Origin of the sequence: Streptomyces sp. NPDC059785 (genome assembly GCF_042732375.1) — a bacterium.
Lineage (GTDB): Bacteria > Actinomycetota > Actinomycetes > Streptomycetales > Streptomycetaceae > Streptomyces.
Genome location: NZ_JBHWHV010000004.1, coordinates 56743 through 76402, shown reverse-complemented (window position 1 = coordinate 76402; position 19660 = coordinate 56743). Strand labels below are relative to the sequence as shown.

The window sequence follows — 19660 nt, the reverse complement described above, 5'->3', positions numbered from 1 at the left end:
AGACTCACCCGAAGGTGGCGGGGCCGCTGCCCGGCCCGTGCCCCGTACCGCGCATCCGTCGGCCGCTCGACGGGCGAATGACTCGGTAGGCGTTGTCGTACCGGCCTCGCGCCCGCGCCGGGTGCGCCGGCCGGTACGGCACCCGTCCCCGCTCCGGAGACAGCGAAAGGCGCACCTGCGTGAGAAGGCATCACCCACCCGCCGAGGCCCACGCCGCCGCGCAGGCCGTGTGCGGGTCCGGCATGACACTGACGCCCGTCAGCAACCGGCGCGACGGCGGCGTGTGGCGGGCGGCGGGGCCGCTGGGCTCGGTGGCCGTCAAGGTCGGCACGGGACCGCAGGGCGCCCTCGTCGCCGCCCGCGAAGCCTCGGTACTGCGGGCCGGGTTCGCCGGGAGCGACGCCGTCCTCGGACACGGGCGCCGCGAGGGAGCCGCCTGGACGATCACCCCGTGGTACGAGGGGCCGTCCACCTGGGACGCGCTCAGCGCCCTGCGGCGCAGCGAGGGTGACACGGCCGTCGCGAAGCGGCACGTGATCGACCTGTGCGACGCGGTGGCGGAGCTGCACGCCACCGGCTGGGTGCACGGCGGGCTGCAACCGCAGCACAGTCTGCACACCGCCAAGGGCGTACGGTTCATCAACTGCGCCTGGGCCTGGCATCCGTTCAGACTGGCGCCGTCCGGCCTGTTCACCGGCGGTCTGCCGCACCTCCTGGCCCCGGAGGTGGCCCGGTCGGTGCACAACGGGGACCGGCCGGTCGCGCCCAGCCGGTCCGCCGAGGTCTACACCGTCACCGCGGGCCTGTGGTGGGCGATCACCGGCGAATGGCCCCTGAACTACGCGGCGCTCGACCTGGACCAGGTGGAACTGGCCCCGTCGGAGCTGCGGCACCGCATCGCGACGTGCCGCATACCGCTGCGCGGCCCCTGGATGTGGCCGTCGGTCCAGGACGTGCTCAGCGTCGTCCTCACGGCACCCCCGGCAGAACGCCCGACGGCAGCCGACCTCGCGTCGGACCTGCGCGGGGCGCTGTGAGGGGCGGCGTACGGAGTGGGGTGCGGGGCGGCCGCGAAGGGGCCGTGAGGTGACGCCCCGGCCGGCGTGAGGCCACCGGGCCCGCCCGCACGGCCGGGGGAACCGCCGTGGGCCCCGAGTCCCGTCACGACCGCCCTCGCCACGCACCACGCCCGTCCGACCGTGGCCGCGCCCGGCCCCACCGGGCGGACCGGGCGGACCGGGCGGACCGGGCGGACCGGGCGGACCGGGCGAGGCGAGGTGGGCGCGTGCATCAGCGGGTCGCGCGGCGTACCGCGCGCCTCGTCCGTCCGCCCCGCCTGTCCAGAGCATCCGGACGAACCCGGCCGTCCGCGTACCCGCTCGGGCCGCTCGCCCCGGGCAGGGCCGCGCCCCCTGCGCCGCGCCGCCCACCGCACCGTCCCCGTCCCGCCCCGCTCCCCCGGCCCCTCCCGAGCCCCGAGCTGCGCCCCCGTCCCCCCGAGGTGACAATGGCGAAGATCGCCGTGCGTCTGGCGTGGCGGCAGGTGTGCTGTCCGGTCAGGGGCAGCGCCGGGGAGGACCACCAGCAGCAGGGGGGCCAGCCGGAAAGGCCGTAACCATGCACGTTGCCGTGGTAGGACAGGGCTACGTCGGACTGACCGGCGCCGTCGCGCTCACCCTGCAAGGTCATCACGTCACCGGCGTCGAACAGCTCCCCGCGCGCCTGTCCTCCCTCCGGAGCGGCCAGGCCCCCGTCTTCGAACCGGGCCTGCCCGAGCAGCTCGCCGCCGCGCTGGCCACCGGCCGTCTCGCCTTCACCGACGACCTGACCCGGAGCCACGCGCACACGCCGTTCGACATGGTGCTCATCGCCGTCGGCACCCCGCCGAGCCCCACCGGCGCCGCCGATCTCTCCCAGGTCCACGCGGTCCTGGACGAGACCACCACCCTCACGCCGCCGCCCCTCGTCGTCCTGAAGTCCACCGTGCCGCCGGGCACCAGCAGCCGCCTGGCGGAGGCCCACCCCGGGCTGCGCGACCGCTACGCCTACAACCCCGAGTTCCTCAACCAGGGCAGCGCCCTGGAGGACTGGGCCACCCCGGCCCGCATCGTCGCCGGGACCTGGCACCCGGACGCCCTGCACGGCCTCCAGCACCTGTACACCGGCGTCGCCAGCCCCTGGGTCGCCACCACCCCCACCAGCGCGGAACTCGTCAAGTACGCGAGCAACGCCTACCTGGCCACCAAGATCAGCTTCGCCAACGAGATCTCCCGCCTCTGCCACCTCCCGGACGCCGACATCGACCAGGTCATGCGCGGCGTCGGCTACGACCCCCGGATCGGCCACGCCTTCCTCCAGCCCGGCATCGGCTACGGCGACTCCTGCCTGCCCAAGGACACCGCGGCGCTCGCCCACTGGGCCGCCCAGCAGCACCTGCCCACTCCCCTGCTGCACGCCACGATCGGCGTCAACGACGCCCAGCTCGACCTCCCCCTCGACATCCTGGACGCCGAACTCGGCGACCAGCTCGTCCACGCCACCGTCGCCGTCCTGGGCGTCCGCTACGAGCCCTGGAGCGACGACCTGCGGGCCGCCCCCAGCCGCCACGTCGTCCCGGCCCTCCTCGAGAGAGCCGCCCACGTCCGCGTCTGGGACCCCTCCACCCCCGCCGACACGATCACGCACCTCTTCCCCGGCGCCCACGCCGCCCCCGACCTCACCACGGCCCTCACGGGCGCCCACGCCGCCGTACTCCTCACCGAGTGGCCGCAGACCGTCGAGACCGACTGGTCCGCCGCCGCGCCGCTGCTCACCGCGCCCCGGCTCGTCATCGACGGCAAGAACTGCCTCCACCCCGAACACCTCGCCGGCCTGCCCATCCGCTACCGCAGCATCGGCAACCGCCGGCCCACCACGCACAACCCCAACCCGAACCCCGACCTCACCAACCCCCAGTACGAAGCATGACCGCGCCGACGGCGAGGAGAGCCCACCGGTGAACACGTCGCCGCCGCCGGAGACGCCGCTCGAACCCTCGATGTGGGCCCCGATGCGCCGCCCCGTCTTCCGGGCCCTGTGGATCGCCCAGCTGGCGGCCAACATGGGCACCTGGATGCAGACCGTCGGAGCCCAGTGGCTGATGGGTGACCTCGGGGGCGGCGCCTTCGAGGTGGCGCTGGTGCAGACGGCGACGACCCTGCCGGTGTTCGCCCTGGTGCTGCCCGCCGGCGCGCTCGGCGACATCCTCGACCAGCGGCGGCTGCTGCTCGGCGGCCAGCTGCTGATGTTCCTGGGCGCGGCCGCGCTGGCGGGCGTCACCGCCGCCGACGCCGCCACACCGCTGATGCTGCTGACCCTGACCGGTGTGATGGCGGTGGGCGAGGCGTTCTGCATCTCCTCCTTCCAGTCCATCCAGCCGGAACTGGTCAGCCACGACGAGATCCACCAGGCGGCGCTGCTCAACAGCGTCAACGGCAATGTGGCGCGGGCGGCGGGACCGGCCGTGGGCGGCGTCCTGATCTCCCTGACGGGCCCCGCCGCGACCTTCGCCGTGAACGCCCTGTCCTTCCTCGGCGTGCTGGTCGTCCTGTACTTCTGGCGCCGCCCGCCCGCGCACCGCCCGCTCGGCGCCGAGCACGTGCGCGGCGCGATCCTGGCCGGTGCCCGCTATGTGCGCAGCGCCCCGCAGTTCAGCGCGGTCCTGGGCCGCTCGGGGCTGTTCATCGTGTTCGCCGGCGGTCTGTGGGCGCTGCTGCCCGCCGTGGCCCGGGGCCCGCTCGGGATGAGCGCGGGCGGGTACGGGCTGCTGCTGGGCAGCGTCGGCCTCGGCGCCGTGGCCGGCGCGGCCCTGCTGCCCGCGATCCGCCCGCGGATGTCGACGAACGCTCTGGTGACGGCGGCCATGATGCTGTACGCGGCGATGGTGGCGGTGATCGGCGTGGTCACGTCGCCGTTCGCCGCCGCCCTCGCGCTGCTCGTCTCGGGCCTGGCCTGGGTGACGGTCCTGTCCGCGCTGTCCGCCTCGGCGCAGATCCTCCTGCCGGCCTGGGCGCGGACCCGCGGGCTCGCCTACTACCAGCTCGTCTTCATGGGCGGGCAGGCGCTCGGCGGGGTCGGCTGGGGCCTGGTCGCCGACTGGACCGGCGTCCGGGCCTCGTTCGTCATCGCGGGCGCCGGTCTTTTCCTCGCCACGGCCGCCGGCATGCGGCGGATGACCCTGCCCTCCCGCGCCAACGACGTGACGCTCAGCAGGCACTGGCCGGAGACGGAGGCCATGGAGTGGCCGGGCCGGGACATCGGCCCGGTCCTGGTCATGGTGGAGTGGCAGGTCGCCCGGGAGCACGCCGGGGCGTTCATCGACGCGATGCGGCCCGTCGGCAAGGCCCGCCGCCGTACCGGCGCCACGATGTGGGGCCTGTACGAGGACATGGAGGACCCGACCGTCTTCGTCGAGACCTTCACGGTGTCCTCGGAGCGGGAGCATCTGCGCCAGCACCTCGAACGCGGCACGGTGGAGGACCAGGTGCAGGAGGCGCTGGCCAAGAGCTTCACCAGCCCGGGCGGCGGGCCGACGGTGCGTCATCTGATCTGGGCCTACGCCCTCGACCGGGAGGACGAGCTGCCGAAGGCCCCGCCGCCCGCGGTCGGGCGGTAACTTCCTGGGGCACATTCCAGCCAGTTCCTGACGGGCTTCTCCGCCCCTCCGGGCAGTCGCGTGCCACTAGCACATCGACGGCCGTCGCGCGGGCGGCGCCCGGTTCTGTCCTGCCCACACCGGGAAAGCTCCGGATGACGGTCTGCCGAGGTTCACCCGTTGGTGCGGTGGCCGGGCCCCGGTCGGCGCCGAACGAGTAGCGTGTGTCACGGCCTGAACCCTTCGGAAGTGAGGGGACCTCCATGCCGAGGAAGGACATGTTCCTGTTCACCGAGCCTGCCGACGCCCGGCTGCTGGTGCGGGACCTGACCTCCGTGGACGGCGACACCGAGCGCACCGTGGCGCTGATCGGTGAACTCGACGTGCGCACCGTCGGGATACTGAGCGACACCGTCGTCACCCGGATCAAGGCCGGCAGGCCGTATGTACGACTGGACCTGTCGGGCGTCTCGTGGTGCGACAACGCCAGCCTGTACATGATCCTCGGGGTCCGGCGCGCCCTGCACACCACGGGCGGCCATCTCGACCTGACGAGCATCAGCCTGTCGGTGGAGCGCGCCATCGTGCGCAACGGGCTCAGCCGTCTGCTGCACCCGCAGGTGGCCTCGCCCTGCTGCTGCGGCGCGGCGGCCGCGAGCGCCCCCGCGGCCGGATGACGACAGGCGAAACCGCGCCGGATCGGAAACAGTGGGACAAACCGTCCAGGAACCGTCCCGGCACAAGGAGCAGTCCCATGGGAGTTCGAGTCGCCGTCGTCCACTACAGCGCCACCGGCAATGTGTACGCCCTGGCCAAGGCCGTGGCCCAGGGCGCCGGAAGCCGCGGCGCCGAGGTGCGGCTGCGCCGGGTGGCGGAGCTCGCGCCGGACACCGCCGTCGACGCCAACCCGGCCTGGCGGGCCCATGTGGACGCCACCCGCGACGAGGTGCCCGAGGCAACGCTCGAGGACCTGGAGTGGGCGACCGCGTACGCCTTCGGTTCGCCGACCCGGTTCGGGAACGTCACGGCGCAGCTCAAGCAGTTCCTCGATCTCACCGGCGGTCTGTGGCAGGCGGGCGTCTTCCACGGCAAGCCCGTGACCAGCTTCACCTCGGCCATGAACCGGCACGGCGGACAGGAGTCGACCATCCTGTCGCTGAACAACGTCTTCTACCACTGGGGCTGCGTCATCGTGCCGCCCGGCTACACGGACCCGCTGCTCTTCGCCGCCGGCGGCAACCCCTACGGCACGAGCTGGGCCAGCGGCGGCGGCGAGGGCCCCGACGAGGCGACCCTCGAGGCCGCCCGCTACCAGGGCCGCCATCTGGCGGACATCGCCGACCGCCTGCGCGGCTGAAGCCCGGCCCCGTTCAGTCCCCCGCCCGACCGGCCAGGAAGGCGCTCAGGCTGTCGAGGAGCATGGTGCTGCCCTGCTCGCCCATGTCGCGCTCCTCGGCGGTGTCGCAGATCTGGCTGAGCACGATCCGGGTGTGCCGGTCGTCCCGCGCGTCGAGGTCCACGACCATCGCCGGCGGCTCGGGCCGGCCCGGCACGTCCATGCCGACCACCAGCCGCCGGTTCTCGGCGACCTCCAGGCAGGAGCCGGTCAGCGGGACCTGCCCGCCGTCGGGGGTGACCATCGTGGCCTTCCAGGCCCCGCCCGGACGGACGTCCATCTCGACGGAGCCGGGCGCGGCGTACGCCCACCCGGCGTACTGCTCGGCGGTGGTCCACGCCTGCCACACCCGGGCCACGGGGGCGTCCAGGGTGCGGGTCAGGGTGTACGGGAAACCGTCGGCCGGGGTGCTCCGCTCGGTACTCATGTTCCGTCTCCTCGTCTCGTCGGCCGGTGGAACTGTCGCACCTGTAGACGCACGGGGACCCGTGAAGTCATCGGCCCGACGCAGATCCGCCCGGCCGGGCGGGACTTGACGGCCCGCGGCCGGTGACGCGCGCCGGCCCGGCGGGGCGTCCGCTACGCCCTGCCGCGGCGGCCCCTGCGCCGCGGCTGGGCCGGTTCGTGCCTGCGTCCGCGGGCGCGGCGCCGCGCGGGGACGGGGGCCGTGTCACCGCCGCCGAAGCCGGGACCCGGCGGTGCGCTGAAGCCGCCCGGCACGGGCGCCGCCGCGCCCGGCGCCGCTCCGGCACCAACGTCCGGTGCGCCCGTACCGGCTTCCGGCGCGCCCGTGGCGGCTGCCGGGGCGGCGGCGGGACGCGAGCGGGGCACGGCGCGTCCGACGATCCGGGCGTGCGTCATCAGCGGGGCGCACGCGGCGCACACCTCGGACAGCGTCCAGACCTGGCCGACGGCCGGGTCGTGGCGCATCACGAGCAGCACGGTACCGGCGCAGTGCACCTGGGTGCCCTCGTGCGTGGAGCACTGCGCCTGACGGCAGGCGCAGGCGGCGTCCGGGTGGACGGTGGCGGCGCGGGCGTGGGCCGCCACGTGCGCCTCGGCGAACCGGCGCAGCGCGGCGAGGTCCCGGGAGCGCGGCGGCATGCCGCAGGGCGAGGAGCACGCCACGGAGGCGGTGCGGTCACTGTGGCCGGTCACCCGGACCGTCCAGATCCGCCCCGGACGGCGGGTCGGGGGCGTTTCGGTGTACGCGAGATCCAATGCCGGCAGTCCTTCGGAAGAGAAGAGAGATGGTGCGCGCGACGTACGCGCACTGTCATGTGTACCCCGCTCTCCCGTCCGCCAAGACCACCGGGTACTCCACCGGCCCGCCGCGCCGCCGTCTCCCGGGTGCCCGCCAACTTCTACAGTGCTGTAGATTCGAGCCACGGGGGTTCGCACTGCGGGCCCGTTCGGACGCACGCGTCGATGAGGAGAGCAGCGTGGGAGTTTCCCTGTCCAAGGGCGGCAATGTCTCGCTCAGCAAGGAGGCACCGGGCCTCACCGCCGTCCTGGTCGGCCTGGGCTGGGACGTGCGCACCACCACGGGCACCGACTACGACCTCGACGCCTCCGCGCTGCTGCTCGGCGACTCCGGCAAGGTCCTCTCCGACCAGCACTTCGTCTTCTACAACAACCTCAAGAGCCCGGACGGTTCGGTCGAGCACACCGGCGACAACCTGACCGGCGAGGGCGAGGGCGACGACGAGACCGTCAAGGTGGACCTCGCGGCCGTACCGGCCGAGGTCGACAGAATCGTCTTCCCGGTCTCCATCCACGAGGCGGACCTGCGCGGTCAGAGCTTCGGCCAGGTCCGCAACGCCTACATCCGGGTGGTGAACCAGGCGGGCGGCGCCGAACTCGCCCGCTACGACCTGTCCGAGGACGCCGCGAGCGAGACCGCGATGGTCTTCGGCGAGCTGTACCGGCACGGCGCCGAGTGGAAGTTCCGCGCGGTCGGCCAGGGCTACGCCTCGGGACTGGCCGGCATCGCCGCCGACTTCGGAGTCGGTGTCTGACGGCGCCTCACCGGCCCGACCGCGCCGCCGCGCTGCGACGGCGCCGCTGATCCCCCGCCACCCGTCCGCGCGGTTCCCCCCTTCGGGGACGGGCGGCGGGACCCTCCCCTGCCGCCCGCGTGTCCACCCAATCGCATGCGGGCGGCAGGCTTTTCCGCGCGCGCCCTGTCCGCGTCCTGTCCCCGCCCTGTGACACGTACAACGCCGGTACGGAACGGGTTTACGTCCCCGCCGGCACATGACTACGGTGCTTGGATGCCCCCCAGTCTCACCGCCCCCACATTCCCCGTAAGACGCGGTTTTCGCGCCACGGGTTCCGTTCGCGCCACTGATTCCGGGCGAATTCCGCGGGAGGACGCATGAGCGGGACCGTGCGCCGCGCGAACGACGCCGGGACACCGCCGCCGGCCCCGGACACGCCCTCCCCCACGGGCACCGCCGGGAGCACGGCACCCTCGGCGCAGGGGGCACCGCGACGGCCCAGACAACGGGACGCGTTCTTCGACAACGCCAAGTACCTGGCGATCGTGCTGGTGGCGATGGGGCACGCCTGGGAGCCGCTGCGCGGTGACAGCCGCGCCGCCGCCGCGCTCTACCTCACCGTCTACACCTTCCACATGCCGGCGTTCATCGTCATCTCCGGCTACTTCTCGCGCAGTTTCGACGCGAGCCCCGCCCGGATCAGGCGCCTGGTGACCGGGGTCGCCGTCCCGTACGTGGTCTTCGAGGTGGCGTACTCGCTGTTCAAGCGGTGGGCCAACGACGACCCGAGTCACCCGATCAGCCTGCTCGACCCCTGGTATCTGACCTGGTTCCTGGCGGCCCTGTTCATCTGGCGGCTCACCACCCCGCTGTGGAAGGCGGTGCGCTGGCCGCTGCCCCTGGCGCTGGCGATCGCCGTGCTCGCCTCCGTCTCCCCCGACATCGGTGACGACCTCGATCTCCAGCGGGTCCTGCAATTCCTGCCGTTCTTCGTGCTCGGCCTGTGCCTGGAGCCCCGGCACTTCCAGCTCGTGCGCCGCCGGACGGTCCGCGTCCTGTCCGTGCCCGTGGCCGCCGCGGCCCTCGCCGTCGCCTACTGGGCGGCGCCGCAGATGAACGCCGCCTGGTTCTACCGCCGCGACAGCGCCCAGGAACTCGCCGCCCCCGGCTGGACCGGCGCGGTGATGACCCTGGCCCTGTTCGGCTGCTCCGTGCTCCTGGTCGCCTGTTTCTTCGCCTGGGTGCCGGGCCGGGCGACCTGGTTCACCGCCCTGGGCGCGGGCACCCTGTACGGCTATCTGCTGCACGGCTTCCTCGCCAAGGGCTCGCGCTTCTGGCACTGGTACGACCACGACTGGCTGCACCGGCCGGCCGGAGAGATCGCCGTCACCCTGATCGCCATGACGGTGATCACCGTGCTGTGCACCCCGCCCGTGCAGCGCGCCTTCCGCTTCGCGATGGAACCCGAGCTGAAATGGGCGTTCAGAGCCAGGACGGACGGCGCCCGGCGCGCCGCGTGACGTCCCGGCGGAGCGCTGTGCGGCACACTGTCTGCCGCACAGCGCCGTCGTACGAACAGAAGGTGGACGTCATGACCGACCAGCTCACCGTGAGCGTCCTGGGCACCGGCATCATGGGGGCCGCGATGGCCCGCAACCTGACCCGCGCCGGACACACCGTCAGCGCCTGGAACCGCACCCGGGAGAAGGCCGAGCCGCTGGCCGCGGACGGCGCGCGGATCGCCGACACCCCGGCCGACGCCGTACGGGACGCCGATGTCGTACTGACCATGCTGTACGACGGTCCCGCCGCGCTCGAGGTGATGCGGCAGGCCGCGCCGGAGCTGCGTCCCGGGACCGTCTGGGCGCAGTCGACGACCGCGGGCGTCGAGGCCGTCGGCGAACTGGCCGCGTTCGCCCGCGAACACCGGCTGGCCTTCTACGACGCTCCGGTCCTCGGCACCCGCGAGCCGGCCGAGGCCGGGCAGTTGCTGGTGCTCGCCGCGGGTCCCGAGCAGGAGCGCAGGACGGTGCAGCCGGTCTTCGACGCGGTCGGCGCGCGCACCGTGTGGACCGGGGACGACGGCGCGGCGGGCAGCGCCACCCGGCTGAAGCTGGTGGCCAACAGCTGGGTCATCGCGGCGACCAGCGCGACCGGCGAGGCGCTGTCCCTGGCAAAGGCCCTGGGCGTGGATCCGCAGAGCTTCTTCGACGCCATCGCCGGCGGGCCGCTCGACATGGGGTATCTGCGCGCCAAGGCCGCGCTGGTCCTGGAGGACCGGCTGACGCCGGCCAGCTTCGCGGTCGCCACCGCCGAGAAGGACGCCCGGCTGATCGTCGAGGCGGGCCGGCAGCACGGCGTCCGTCTCGACGTGGCCGCCGCGGGCGCGGAACGGTTCCGCCGCGCCGCCGCCCAGGGCCACGGCGACGAGGACATGGCCGCCGCGTACTTCGCGAGTTTCGACGACTAGGTGTATTGATCACGAGCGTTGTTGACACGAACGGGTCTTGATCATGGAGAAGACCTCCGGTGTGGTGGAGCTGTCTAGGACTGCACCGCACCGGAGGTCTTCGTGTCCCACCGTAATGCCCGGCTGACCGTTCAGAGCCGTGGACGGCGGGCGGTCGGGCGACACGCCACGGTCCGTGATTCCACCGAACGGGCTATCACCTCAATGGCCAGAGCCCCGCCCCGTGCTGTCATCGAAGGACCAGCCACCGATCGTGGGGAGCCGACCATGTACGAAATGCGAACCGGCACCGACCCCACGGGCCCCGGCCTCGCCTGGCACGTCATCGCCCGTGGCACCAACCACGCCCTGTGCGGCCAACCACTCAACCCCACCAACACCGCCCAGGACACCACCGACCGCCACTGCCTGCCCTGCATGAAAGCCTTCCAGCAACACATGGCCACCAGCACCACCTGACACACCACCACACGGCCGGAGGCAGAAAAGTGCCCCGGCCGGGCGGGGGACCTGGCCGGGGCGGGGACCCCAGGGCGGCGCGGGGGAAGCACCGGCCCGGGGTGGTGTGCGGTGTGGGCACGAAGGGCGGTCGCCTTCGCGGCGAAAGGCTCCATGGGGCTTCAGCCGAACGATCTTCCCCATGGGCAATAGGTGAGGCCCGGGGACACTGTCCCCTCCGTACCCACGTCTGTTGTAACGGCCAAGCTTCCGCCGTTGTTCCAGGCCGGACCCGGTGCGGGGTGTGAGGCCCGCCACTCGCCGCCGGGGGCGGCCCGGCCGTCCGCTACGGCGCGTCGCCCGCGCCGGCGGGCACGGCGGCGCCCGGGGCCGGGACGGTGCCGCCCGCCGCCCCGTCCGCCTCCTCCGCGTCGGCGATGCCGAGGCGCAGGTGCTCCACGTGGTACAGGGCCTGGTCGAGGAGGGCCGCCACGTGGTTGTCGTGCAGCGCGTAGACCACCGAGCGGCCGCGGCGGGTGCCGGTGACGAGCCCGAGGTTGCGCAGCAGCCGCAACTGGTGGGAGCAGGCGGACTGTTCCATGCCGACCGCGGTGGCCAGTTCGGTGGCCGCGCACGGGCCCTCGCGCAGCCGGGCGAGGATCAGCAGCCGGGACGGCGTCGACAGGGCCTGGAGCGTGGCGGCCACCTGGGGCGCCGTCTCCGGGGTGAGGCGGACACGTGGTGAAGCCGCGCCGCTGTCGGGGGTGTTCGCTCCATGGCCCATGGACACCATCCTACGGACCAGCCACACATGAATGGATGTTCAATCGTTCCTGTACGGTGGGTCCGCACCTCGCGTGCAGCAGCCCTGACCTCTGACGCGCCGAAGGACCCGTGCCGCCATGGCCACCACCGTGACCCCCGCCCCGTCCCCGCCCGCCGCGACGGCCGGCGCGCCCCGCCGCCGCACCCGCGTGCTGGCGCTGCCGGAGGCCCGCTGGGCCCTCGCCTCCCTGGTGCTCTTCCTGCTCGCGCTCCCGCCGCACCTGCTGGACGCCCCTGCCTGGACCTGGGGTCCGCTGTACGCGGCCGCCTGTGTCGCCGGCGGCTGGGAGCCGGCCCTGGAGGGCCTGCGGGCGCTGCGCGAGAAGACGCTCGACGTCGACCTGCTGATGGTCGTCGCGGCCGTCGGCGCCGCCGCGATCGGGCAGGTCCTCGACGGGGCGCTGCTGATCGTCATCTTCGCGACCTCCGGCGCCCTGGAGGCGCTGGCCACCGCACGGACCGCGGACTCGGTGCGCGGTCTGCTGGACCTGGCCCCGGCCACGGCCACGCGGCTGCTCGACGACGGCACCGAGGAAACGGTGGCGGCCGACTCGCTCGCGGTCGGCGACCTCCTGCTCGTACGGCCCGGGGAGCGGATCGGCGCGGACGGGCAAGTGGTCGGCGGCGAGAGCGAGGTGGACCAGGCCACCATCACCGGCGAGCCGCTGCCGGTCGCCAAGGAGCCGGGCGACGAGGTGTTCGCGGGCACCGTCAACGGCACCGGGGCGCTGCGGGTGCGGGTGCGCCGCGACCCCGCCGACTCCGTCATCGCGCGGATCGTGCGGATGGTGGCGGAGGCGTCCGGCACCAAGGCCCCCACGCAGCTCTTCATCGAGAAGGTCGAGCGGCGCTACTCGGTGGTCATGGTCGCGGCCACGCTGGCGCTGTTCGCGGTACCGCTGGCCCTCGGCGCCGAGCTGCGGCCGACGCTGCTGCGCGCGATGACGTTCATGATCGTCGCCTCGCCGTGCGCGGTCGTCCTGGCCACGATGCCGCCGCTGCTGTCCGCCATCGCCAACGCCGGGCGCCACGGCGTACTGGTGAAGTCGGCGGTCGTCATGGAACGCCTCGGCCACGTCGACACCGTCGCCCTGGACAAGACCGGCACCCTCACGCAGGGCACGCCCCGCCTCACCGATCTGCACGCCCTGCCCGGCAGCGGTCTCACCGAGGACGAGCTGCTGACCCTGGCGGCCGCGGCCGAGCACCCGAGCGAGCATCCGCTGGCCCGCGCCGTCGTGGCGGCGGCCCACGCCCGCCGGCTGTCCCTGCCGGCCGCCGAGGACTTCACCGCCGCCCCGGGCCGCGGGGTCAGGGCCACCGTACGGGGCCGGGTGATCGAGGCCGGCTCCCCCGCCCGGCTGCTGGACCGCCCGGGCGCCGGCTCCGCCGGGGTGCGGGACCTGGTGGACGAGGTCCGGGCGGCCGGGCGCACCGCCGTGCTCGTACTGGCCGACGGCCGGCCCGCCGGAGTGCTCGGCATCGCCGACGAGCTGCGCCCGGACGCCGCCGCGGCCGTGTCGGCGCTGACCGCGCTGACCGGCGCCGCGCCGCTGCTGCTCACGGGCGACAACGAGCGCGCCGCCGCACCGCAGGCGGCCGGGAGCGGCATCACCGACGTACGGGCGGGGCTGCTGCCCGAGGACAAGGTGGCCGCCGTGCACGGACTCCAGTTGGCCGGGCGCCGGGTGCTCATGGTCGGTGACGGTGTCAACGACGCCCCCGCGCTGGCCGCCGCGCACACCGGCGTCGCCATGGGCCGGGCGGGCTCCGACCTCGCCCTGGAGACGGCCGACGCGGTCGTGGTGCGGGACGAACTGGCCGCGGTGCCCGCGGTCGTACGGCTCTCCCGCGCCGCGCGCCGGCTCGTCGTGCAGAACCTGGTCCTGGCGGGCGCGTTCATCGTCGTGCTGGCCGCCTGGGACCTGATCGGCACGCTGCCGCTGCCGCTCGGCGTCGCCGGGCACGAGGGTTCGACCGTGCTCGTCGGGCTCAACGGCCTCCGGCTGCTGCGCGAGGCCGCCTGGGAGCGGGCGCGCGACGCCGGGTGAGGGGCAGGTGCCCGTACCCGCCCAGGGGTCGGCCGGCCGCCGGTCAGCCGCTCGCGGCCCGGGGTCCGGACGCCGCGGCGGTGGCGCCGGCGGCGTCCGGGTGGATGGCGAAGACCTGGTCGAGGCCGACGATGCCGAGGACGCGGGCCGTGTTGGCGGGCACCGCGGCCAGGGCGATGTCCGCCTGCGCGGCGAGGGCGTGGTTGCGGGCGACGATCAGGGCGGTCAGGCCGCTGGAGTCGCAGAAGTCGAGGCCGCCCAGGTCCAGGACGAGGAGCCGGCCCGCGGTGAGGGCGAGCGACTCCACCGCCCGGCGCAGGTCGGCGGCGGTGTCGTAGTCGAGGTCGCCGGCGACTTCCAGTACGGGACCGGTGCGGGCGTCTTGGATGGTGATCGTCAGCGGGCTCATGTCAGTCGTCCATGGCGGGGCGGTAGGGGGTCGAAAGGGGCGGGACGCCGAGGGCCAGCAGGGCGGTGTCGTCGTCCAGGCCGTCACCGAAGCTGTTCAGCAGCCCGGTCAGGGCGTCGATCAGCCGGTGCGGGCCGGCGGGCGCGAGGGAGGCGGCGAACCCGCGCAGGGCGTCGTCGCCGTACAGCTCGCGGCTCTCGCCGATGCGGGCCTCGGTGAGGCCGTCGCTGTAGAGCAGGAGGGTGTCGCCGGGTCGGAGGGTGGCGTGGGCGGCGGTGAAGGCGGCGCCCGGCAGGATGCCGACCAGCAGACCGCCGGGGGTGGGCAGGTAGTCGGCCCGGCCGTCGGCGCGCAGCAGCAGGGCCGGCGGGTGTCCGCCGGAGGCGAGGTGGACGCCGACCGTGTCGCCCTGCGGTTCGAGGACTCCGAAGATCGCGGTGCAGTAGCGCGGGTCGCCGCCGGTGTACCGCTCGTGCAGGACGGTGTTGAGGGTGGTCAGCGCGGCCACCGGATCGGGGTCGTGCAGGGCAGCCGCGCGCAGGGTGTAGCGGGTCAGCGAGGTGACGGCGGCGGCCTCGGGGCCCTTGCCGCAGACGTCGCCGAGGAAGAAGGCCCAGCGTTTGCCGTCGAGCGGGAACAGGTCGTAGAAGTCGCCGCCGAGCCGGTCCGCGGAGGCGGTGTGGTAGTAGGAGCCGACCTCCATGCCCGGTACGTCCGGCAGCGCGGCGGGCAGCAGGCTCTGCTGGAGGACGGCCAGCGCCTGCTGGAGCTGTCTGCGGTCGGCCTCCGCCTGCCGGCGGGCCTCCTCGGCCGCCTGCCGCTCGCGCAGCAGTTCCTGCTCGTAGGCGCGCCGGTCGCGGGCGTCGAAGACCGTGGTGCGCACCAGCATGGGCCGGCCCTCGCTGGTCGTCTTGACCTTGGAGGTGACGAGGACGGGCAGCCGGGTGCCGTCCGTCGCCTTCAGGTCGAGGGCGATGCCGCTGATGCTGCCCTGCATCCGCAGCAAGGGCGCGAAGTGGGTCTCGTGGTAGAGCTTGCCGCCCACCGTCATCAGGTCGGTGAAGCGCAGCCGCCCCACCACGTCCTCGCGGGTCAGGCCGAGCCAGGTCAGCAGGGTGGTGTTGATCCTGGCGACGGTGCCGTCGAGGAGGGTGGAGAGGTACCCGCAGGGCGCGGACTCGTACAGATCCTCGGCGCTGTCCTCGAGCAGGGCGGTGAAGGCGGCGTCCGTGCTGGCCCTGTCGTTCTCCGGGCGGTCGGGCCCCGGGCCCGCGGCGCCCGTCACGCCAGGGTCCGGACGAAGGCGGCTATCTCCGCGGCGGTGGCCTCGGGGGCGCTGAGCTGCGGGCAGTGGCCGGTCGCGGCGAGGGTGACGAGGCGGCTGCCGGGGATCGCCGCGTGCACGTAGGCGCCGACCTCGCGGGGCGCGATGACGTCCTGCTCGCATTCGAGGACCAGCGTCGGGACGGTCACCGTCCTCAGGTCGTCGCGGCTGTCGGACAGGAAGGTGGTGCGGGCGAAGACGCGGGCCACCGCCGGGTCGGTGGCGCAGAAGCTGTTGGTCAGCTCGGCGCCGAGTTCGGGCCGGTCCGGGTTGCCCATGATGACCGGGGCCATCGTCGCCGACCAGCCCAGGTAGTTGGACTCCAGGGAGTCGAGCAGTTCCTCGATGTCGGAGGCGTCGAAGCCGCCCCGGTAGCCCTCCTCGTCGATGTAGCGCGGCGAGGGGCCGATCATGACCAGGGCGGAGAACCGCTCCGGAGCGGCCGCGGCGGCGAGCACGCCGACCATGGCGCTGACCGAGTGCCCCACGAACACCATGTCCCGCAGGTCCAGCTCCTCGCAGATCTCCACCGCGTCGCGGGCGTAGCCGTGCAGCGAGGCGTAGCGGTCCTCGTGCCACGCCGACAGGTCCGAGCGGCCCGAGCCCACGTAGTCGAAGAGCACCACGCGGAATTCCTCCGCCAGCGCGGGGACGACGAGACGCCACATGTTCTGGTCGCAGCCGAAGCCGTGCGCCAGCATCAGCACCGGAGCGCCCTCGCGTCCGGTGATTGTCACGTTGTTCCTGCGCAGCGTGTGCATGATGGGGTCCATTGTCCCATCGCCGCCGCGCTCGCCCGTCGGCGCCCTTCGGCGGCCCCGCGATCACCGCTGCTCAGAGGTCGAGGACCGCGCGGAGCGCGTTGTCGACGAGCTCCTGCTGCTCGGGCCCGATGGTGCCGATGCGGGTGCCCGTCTCGAAACGGGACGCGGCGAGCTGGAGGAGGTTCACGGCGACCACGGAGGCGTCGACCGGGGAGGTCAGACGCACACTCATCGCGGTGTCCGGGTGGGCCGCCGGCGCGTGCAGCACCAGGGCGACCACGGCCCCGTAGGCGTCGGCCAGTCCGTCGAGGCTGACGACGAGGACGGTACGGGTGCCCTTGCCGGTGTCGACGTCCCAGATGTCGCCCTTGCGGACGGTCACAGGGCGTCGCCCTCGCCGTCGAGACTGAGCGGTTCGAGCGCCGCCAGCCTGCGGGCGGCGTCGAGCGTCATCTGTCTGCGCACGGCCTTGAGGATGTAGTCGTTCAACGAGGGGGACGCGGCGGCGGCGTCGCGCAGCGGTTTGTCCATGCTGTCGGGAATGCGGACGGTGATGGCACTCATGACGTCAAAAGTAGTGGCAGGAGTGGAGCCGGGGCCAGCGGTTCCTCAGTGATGGGCGTGCACGACGGCGTGTCCCTTGCCGCGCCCGGTCGTCCGGCGGCGATGACCCGGGCCGCCGGTGGCCGGATCGCACCGCCGGTTCCGGCAGGTGGGCCCAATGGCGGCAGCGGGCGCGGTGCCACGGGGATGAGCGGGTAGAGGGTGGAGGGCCGGGCCGGACGGACGGCCCGGCGACGGACTTCGAGGAGGCACTCGTGGCCGACTGTGACGACGGGGTACGGCGCATGCTGGAAGGGCTCCTGGCCGAAAGCCATGTGATGCCCTTCGAACGGCTGCCCGCGCGGGTGGCCGAACACGCCGTGGCGGCCGGTTTCCACAATGTGCTGATCTACCTCGGGGACCTGCAACGCGATGTGCTGCGTCTGCTCACCGGACTCGGCACCGACAGCGCGGGCAATCTGCCGCAGGGCAAGGCGGAGCTGCCCGTGGAGGGCACCGTCGCGGGCCGCGCCTACCAGTACGGCCAGCTGGTGCCCGCCGCCGACCGCCCGAGCGACGAGTCCTACGGCTGGTGGGTGCCACTGCTCGACGGCACCGATCGGCTCGGCGTGCTGCACGTGGCCACGCCCTCGGACTCCACCGCGACCCGGCAGGACATGATCACCCTGGCCTCGCTGGTCGCCATGCTCGTGGTCGGCAACCGGGACACCAGCGACACCTACGCCCGGCTGACCCGGCTGCGGCCGATGAACGTCGCCGCGGAGATGCAGTGGACCCTGATGCCGCCGAGCACCTACGCCGACCCCCGCGTCGTCATCGGCGCCGTGATGGAGCCCGCCTACGAGGTCAGCGGCGACGCCTACGACTACGCCCTGGCCGCCGACACCGTCCATCTGGCGGTCTTCGACGCCATGGGCCACAACACCTCGGCGGGCATCACCGCCAATCTCGCGCTGGGCGCCTGCCGCAACCACCGGCGCCAGGGCACCCGCCTGGAGGACCTCGGCGACGCGATCGAGGAGCTGCTGCTCGAACAGTTCGGGCCCAGCCGCTACGTCACCGGCGTCCTGGCCGAACTCGACACCGCCACCGGCGTCCTGTGCTGGGCCAACCGGGGCCACCACCCGCCGCTGGTGATCCGCGGCGGACGGTGGGCCACCCTGCTGCGGTGCCCGCCGTCCCACCCCATGGGCGCCGATCTGCACCTGCCCACCCAGGTGTGCAGGGAGCAGCTGGAGCCCGGTGACCGTGTCGTCTTCTACACCGACGGCATCACCGAGGCCCGGCGGCCCGGCGGGCCCGAGTTCGGTCTCGACCGCTTCACCGACTTCCTGATCCGCCATCACGCCGACGGGCTGTCCGTCCCCGAGACCTTGCGCCGGCTGACCCGCGCCCTGCTGAAGCACCACGGCGGACGGCTTCAGGACGACGCCACCATGCTGCTGTGCGAATGGCTCGGTCCGGCCGGTTCGGCCGGCCGGGCCGCACCGCTCGCCGGGCTGCCCGTGGCCGACGCCCGCCAGCCCCAGCGCGATCCGTCCCGCTGACCCGGCCCGGGACGGGTCAGACGCCCCGGCCCGCGGAGGCGGCGCGGTCCGCGAAGGCGCCACCGGCGGTGAACACCCGCCCGGCGAAGCGTTCGCCGATCCGGCGGTGGGCGGCGGCGTCCGGGTGGAGCGAGTCCGGCAGCGGCAGTTCGGCGTGGTCGGCCTCGCCGTACAGGTCGCGGCCGTCGAGGTAGTGCAGGTTCGGGTCCTCGTCCGCCCGCTGCGCGACGATGCGCGCCAGCTCCTCCCGTACGGCGTTCAGGGTCAGTTTCCCGCTCGCGCGCTCGGCCGGGTCGCCCGCGGCCGTGAAGCGCAGCCGGCCGGTGGCCGGCGAGGCGAGGTCGGGCATGCTCGGCCCCGGCGTGTCCTCGTGGATCGGGCACAGGATCGGCGAGACGACCAGCAGGGGCGCGGTGGGATGACCTTCGCGGACGGTGTCCAGGAAACCGTGTACGGCCGGGTTGAACGCACGCATCCGCATGAGGTCGTGGTTGACCAGGTTGATGCCGATCTTGACGCTGATCAAGTCGGCCGGGGTGTCCCGCATCGCCCGTGCGGTGAACGGGTCGAGCAGGGCGCCCCCGCCCAGCCCCAGGTTGACCAGCTCGGCGCCGCCGAGTGCGGCGGCGAGCGCCGGCCAGGTGGCGGTGGGGCTCGCCGCGTCGGACCCGTGGCTGATCGAGCTGCCGTGGTGCAGCCACACCGGGCGGCCCCGGTCGGGCACCGGCTCGACCGGGGCGTCGGTCCGCAGGGCGACGAGTTCCGTTCTCTCGTCGTGCGGCAGCCAGATCTCCACGTCCTTGACCCGGCCGGGCAGTCCGGTGAAGCGGAGGGTGCCGGGCGGGCCCGGCCGGACCTCGAAGGACCCCGCGGTCATGTCGACGGTCAGGACGTTGCCGCCGCGCACCGAGCCCTGACCGGCCGGGCGGCCGTCGACGAGCAGGTCGTACAGGCCGTCCGGACGGGGCGGTGCGCCGACGTACTCGCGCTTGGTGGGCAGGGTGTCCAGTTCGAGGGCGGTGGCACGGGTACGCAGGACCAGCCGTACGCCGGAGGGCTGGGACTCCGCCATGGCGAGCTGTCCGTCGGTGTTCTGGGCGCGGGCCCGGGCGGGCAGCCGGTGCGGCAGGAGCCCGTGTGCGGTGCGTTCCAGGTCGAGGGCGCCGCGCAGGAGGTCCGCGGTGATGGGTGTGTTGATCCAGTCGTGCTCGGTGGTGTGCATTGCCTCAACCTGTTGAT

The 19660-nt window shown here is 73.7% G+C and carries 20 protein-coding genes; 11 read left to right on the top strand and 9 right to left on the bottom strand.

Annotated elements, in window-relative coordinates; all coding sequences use genetic code 11:
- The first annotated feature begins 179 nt into the window (after nucleotides 1-179).
- The 5 genes from ACFV6E_RS04110 (at nucleotide 180) to wrbA (ending at nucleotide 5990) form a co-directional block, all read left to right on the top strand.
- Nucleotides 180-1037: a hypothetical protein gene (locus ACFV6E_RS04110; RefSeq protein ID WP_385175629.1), complete on the top strand. Its 858-nt coding sequence runs from the start codon at nucleotides 180-182 to the stop codon at nucleotides 1035-1037.
- A 580-nt stretch (nucleotides 1038-1617) separates the two neighbouring features.
- Nucleotides 1618-2967: a UDP-glucose dehydrogenase family protein gene (locus tag ACFV6E_RS04105; RefSeq protein ID WP_385175626.1), complete on the top strand. Its 1350-nt coding sequence runs from the start codon at nucleotides 1618-1620 to the stop codon at nucleotides 2965-2967.
- A gap of 28 nt (nucleotides 2968-2995) precedes the next feature.
- Nucleotides 2996-4654 (top strand): MFS transporter, encoded by a 1659-nt coding sequence (locus ACFV6E_RS04100; RefSeq protein WP_385459272.1) that lies wholly within the window; start codon nucleotides 2996-2998, stop codon nucleotides 4652-4654.
- 242 nt (nucleotides 4655-4896) lie between these two features.
- Nucleotides 4897-5310, top strand: a complete 414-nt coding sequence (locus tag ACFV6E_RS04095; protein ID WP_385175620.1) for an STAS domain-containing protein — start codon at nucleotides 4897-4899, stop codon at nucleotides 5308-5310.
- Between the two features lie 77 nt (nucleotides 5311-5387).
- Nucleotides 5388-5990, top strand: coding sequence for an NAD(P)H:quinone oxidoreductase (wrbA, locus tag ACFV6E_RS04090; protein WP_385175618.1), 603 nt, complete (start codon nucleotides 5388-5390; stop codon nucleotides 5988-5990).
- A gap of 13 nt (nucleotides 5991-6003) precedes the next feature.
- On the opposite strand, the gene ACFV6E_RS04085 is transcribed toward wrbA, so the two are convergent.
- On the bottom strand, nucleotides 6004-6456 hold the full coding sequence (locus tag ACFV6E_RS04085; RefSeq protein ID WP_385175615.1) for an SRPBCC domain-containing protein: 453 nt from the start codon (nucleotides 6454-6456) through the stop codon (nucleotides 6004-6006).
- 152 nt (nucleotides 6457-6608) lie between these two features.
- On the bottom strand, nucleotides 6609-7250 hold the full coding sequence (locus tag ACFV6E_RS04080) for a hypothetical protein (RefSeq protein ID WP_385459270.1): 642 nt from the start codon (nucleotides 7248-7250) through the stop codon (nucleotides 6609-6611).
- A 221-nt stretch (nucleotides 7251-7471) separates the two neighbouring features.
- Here ACFV6E_RS04080 and ACFV6E_RS04075 point away from each other — a divergent pair, with 221 nt between their 5' ends.
- The 4 genes from ACFV6E_RS04075 (at nucleotide 7472) to ACFV6E_RS04060 (ending at nucleotide 10958) form a co-directional block, all read left to right on the top strand.
- Nucleotides 7472-8047, top strand: a complete 576-nt coding sequence (locus ACFV6E_RS04075) for a TerD family protein (RefSeq protein WP_385175610.1) — start codon at nucleotides 7472-7474, stop codon at nucleotides 8045-8047.
- 359 nt (nucleotides 8048-8406) lie between these two features.
- Entirely contained in the window at nucleotides 8407-9549 is a 1143-nt protein-coding gene (locus ACFV6E_RS04070) for an acyltransferase family protein (RefSeq protein ID WP_385175607.1), read from the top strand.
- A 62-nt stretch (nucleotides 9550-9611) separates the two neighbouring features.
- Entirely contained in the window at nucleotides 9612-10499 is an 888-nt protein-coding gene (locus ACFV6E_RS04065; protein ID WP_385459268.1) for an NAD(P)-dependent oxidoreductase, read from the top strand.
- Between the two features lie 267 nt (nucleotides 10500-10766).
- Nucleotides 10767-10958: a hypothetical protein gene (locus tag ACFV6E_RS04060; protein WP_385459245.1), complete on the top strand. Its 192-nt coding sequence runs from the start codon at nucleotides 10767-10769 to the stop codon at nucleotides 10956-10958.
- A 325-nt stretch (nucleotides 10959-11283) separates the two neighbouring features.
- Here ACFV6E_RS04060 and ACFV6E_RS04055 read toward each other — a convergent pair whose 3' ends face one another.
- On the bottom strand, nucleotides 11284-11721 hold the full coding sequence (locus ACFV6E_RS04055) for an ArsR/SmtB family transcription factor (RefSeq protein ID WP_385174138.1): 438 nt from the start codon (nucleotides 11719-11721) through the stop codon (nucleotides 11284-11286).
- A gap of 118 nt (nucleotides 11722-11839) precedes the next feature.
- Here ACFV6E_RS04055 and ACFV6E_RS04050 point away from each other — a divergent pair, with 118 nt between their 5' ends.
- Nucleotides 11840-13813 (top strand): heavy metal translocating P-type ATPase, encoded by a 1974-nt coding sequence (locus ACFV6E_RS04050; protein ID WP_385459266.1) that lies wholly within the window; start codon nucleotides 11840-11842, stop codon nucleotides 13811-13813.
- Nucleotides 13814-13856: 43 nt separating this feature from the next.
- Here ACFV6E_RS04050 and ACFV6E_RS04045 read toward each other — a convergent pair whose 3' ends face one another.
- The 5 genes from ACFV6E_RS04045 to ACFV6E_RS04025 all read right to left on the bottom strand — a co-directional run bounded on the left by ACFV6E_RS04045 (nucleotide 13857) and on the right by ACFV6E_RS04025 (nucleotide 16874).
- Nucleotides 13857-14222, bottom strand: a complete 366-nt coding sequence (locus ACFV6E_RS04045) for an STAS domain-containing protein (RefSeq protein WP_385174132.1) — start codon at nucleotides 14220-14222, stop codon at nucleotides 13857-13859.
- 1 nt (nucleotide 14223) lies between these two features.
- Nucleotides 14224-15507, bottom strand: a complete 1284-nt coding sequence (locus tag ACFV6E_RS04040) for a PP2C family protein-serine/threonine phosphatase (RefSeq protein ID WP_385174129.1) — start codon at nucleotides 15505-15507, stop codon at nucleotides 14224-14226.
- Nucleotides 15504-16307, bottom strand: coding sequence for an alpha/beta fold hydrolase (locus ACFV6E_RS04035; protein WP_385174126.1), 804 nt, complete (start codon nucleotides 16305-16307; stop codon nucleotides 15504-15506). The genes ACFV6E_RS04040 and ACFV6E_RS04035 overlap by 4 nt, the downstream gene beginning before the upstream one ends.
- Before the next feature lie 73 nt (nucleotides 16308-16380).
- Nucleotides 16381-16692 carry a type II toxin-antitoxin system PemK/MazF family toxin gene (locus tag ACFV6E_RS04030; RefSeq protein ID WP_385174123.1) on the bottom strand — a complete coding sequence of 104 codons (312 nt, stop codon included), beginning with the start codon at nucleotides 16690-16692 and terminating at the stop codon, nucleotides 16381-16383.
- Nucleotides 16689-16874: a hypothetical protein gene (locus ACFV6E_RS04025; protein WP_385174120.1), complete on the bottom strand. Its 186-nt coding sequence runs from the start codon at nucleotides 16872-16874 to the stop codon at nucleotides 16689-16691. The genes ACFV6E_RS04030 and ACFV6E_RS04025 overlap by 4 nt, the downstream gene beginning before the upstream one ends.
- Before the next feature lie 284 nt (nucleotides 16875-17158).
- Here ACFV6E_RS04025 and ACFV6E_RS04020 point away from each other — a divergent pair, with 284 nt between their 5' ends.
- Complete coding sequence (locus ACFV6E_RS04020; protein WP_385459431.1) at nucleotides 17159-18421, top strand: PP2C family protein-serine/threonine phosphatase; 1263 nt, start codon at nucleotides 17159-17161, stop codon at nucleotides 18419-18421.
- A gap of 16 nt (nucleotides 18422-18437) precedes the next feature.
- Here the strand turns inward: ACFV6E_RS04020 and ACFV6E_RS04015 are convergent, their stop codons facing one another.
- The gene (locus ACFV6E_RS04015; protein WP_385459264.1) at nucleotides 18438-19643 is read right to left on the bottom strand and encodes a GDSL-type esterase/lipase family protein; all 1206 of its coding nucleotides are present in this window, start codon (nucleotides 19641-19643) and stop codon (nucleotides 18438-18440) included.
- Nucleotides 19644-19660 lie beyond the last annotated feature (17 nt).

Excerpts from the sequence above, each read along its gene's own strand:
- ACFV6E_RS04020 (WP_385459431.1), top strand. The coding sequence starts at position 17,159 with ATGCTGGAAGGGCTCCTGGCCGAAAGCCATGTGATGCCCTTCGAACGG.
- ACFV6E_RS04085 (WP_385175615.1), bottom strand. The coding sequence starts at position 6,456 with ATGAGTACCGAGCGGAGCACCCCGGCCGACGGTTTCCCGTACACCCTG.
- ACFV6E_RS04055 (WP_385174138.1), bottom strand. The coding sequence starts at position 11,721 with ATGGGCCATGGAGCGAACACCCCCGACAGCGGCGCGGCTTCACCACGT.
- ACFV6E_RS04015 (WP_385459264.1), bottom strand. The coding sequence starts at position 19,643 with ATGCACACCACCGAGCACGACTGGATCAACACACCCATCACCGCGGAC.
- ACFV6E_RS04095 (WP_385175620.1), top strand. The coding sequence starts at position 4,897 with ATGCCGAGGAAGGACATGTTCCTGTTCACCGAGCCTGCCGACGCCCGG.
- ACFV6E_RS04025 (WP_385174120.1), bottom strand. The coding sequence starts at position 16,874 with ATGAGTGCCATCACCGTCCGCATTCCCGACAGCATGGACAAACCGCTG.
- ACFV6E_RS04060 (WP_385459245.1), top strand. The coding sequence starts at position 10,767 with ATGTACGAAATGCGAACCGGCACCGACCCCACGGGCCCCGGCCTCGCC.
- ACFV6E_RS04035 (WP_385174126.1), bottom strand. The coding sequence starts at position 16,307 with ATGCACACGCTGCGCAGGAACAACGTGACAATCACCGGACGCGAGGGC.
- ACFV6E_RS04045 (WP_385174132.1), bottom strand. The coding sequence starts at position 14,222 with ATGAGCCCGCTGACGATCACCATCCAAGACGCCCGCACCGGTCCCGTA.
- ACFV6E_RS04070 (WP_385175607.1), top strand. The coding sequence starts at position 8,407 with ATGAGCGGGACCGTGCGCCGCGCGAACGACGCCGGGACACCGCCGCCG.
- ACFV6E_RS04050 (WP_385459266.1), top strand. The coding sequence starts at position 11,840 with ATGGCCACCACCGTGACCCCCGCCCCGTCCCCGCCCGCCGCGACGGCC.
- ACFV6E_RS04105 (WP_385175626.1), top strand. The coding sequence starts at position 1,618 with ATGCACGTTGCCGTGGTAGGACAGGGCTACGTCGGACTGACCGGCGCC.
- wrbA (WP_385175618.1), top strand. The coding sequence starts at position 5,388 with ATGGGAGTTCGAGTCGCCGTCGTCCACTACAGCGCCACCGGCAATGTG.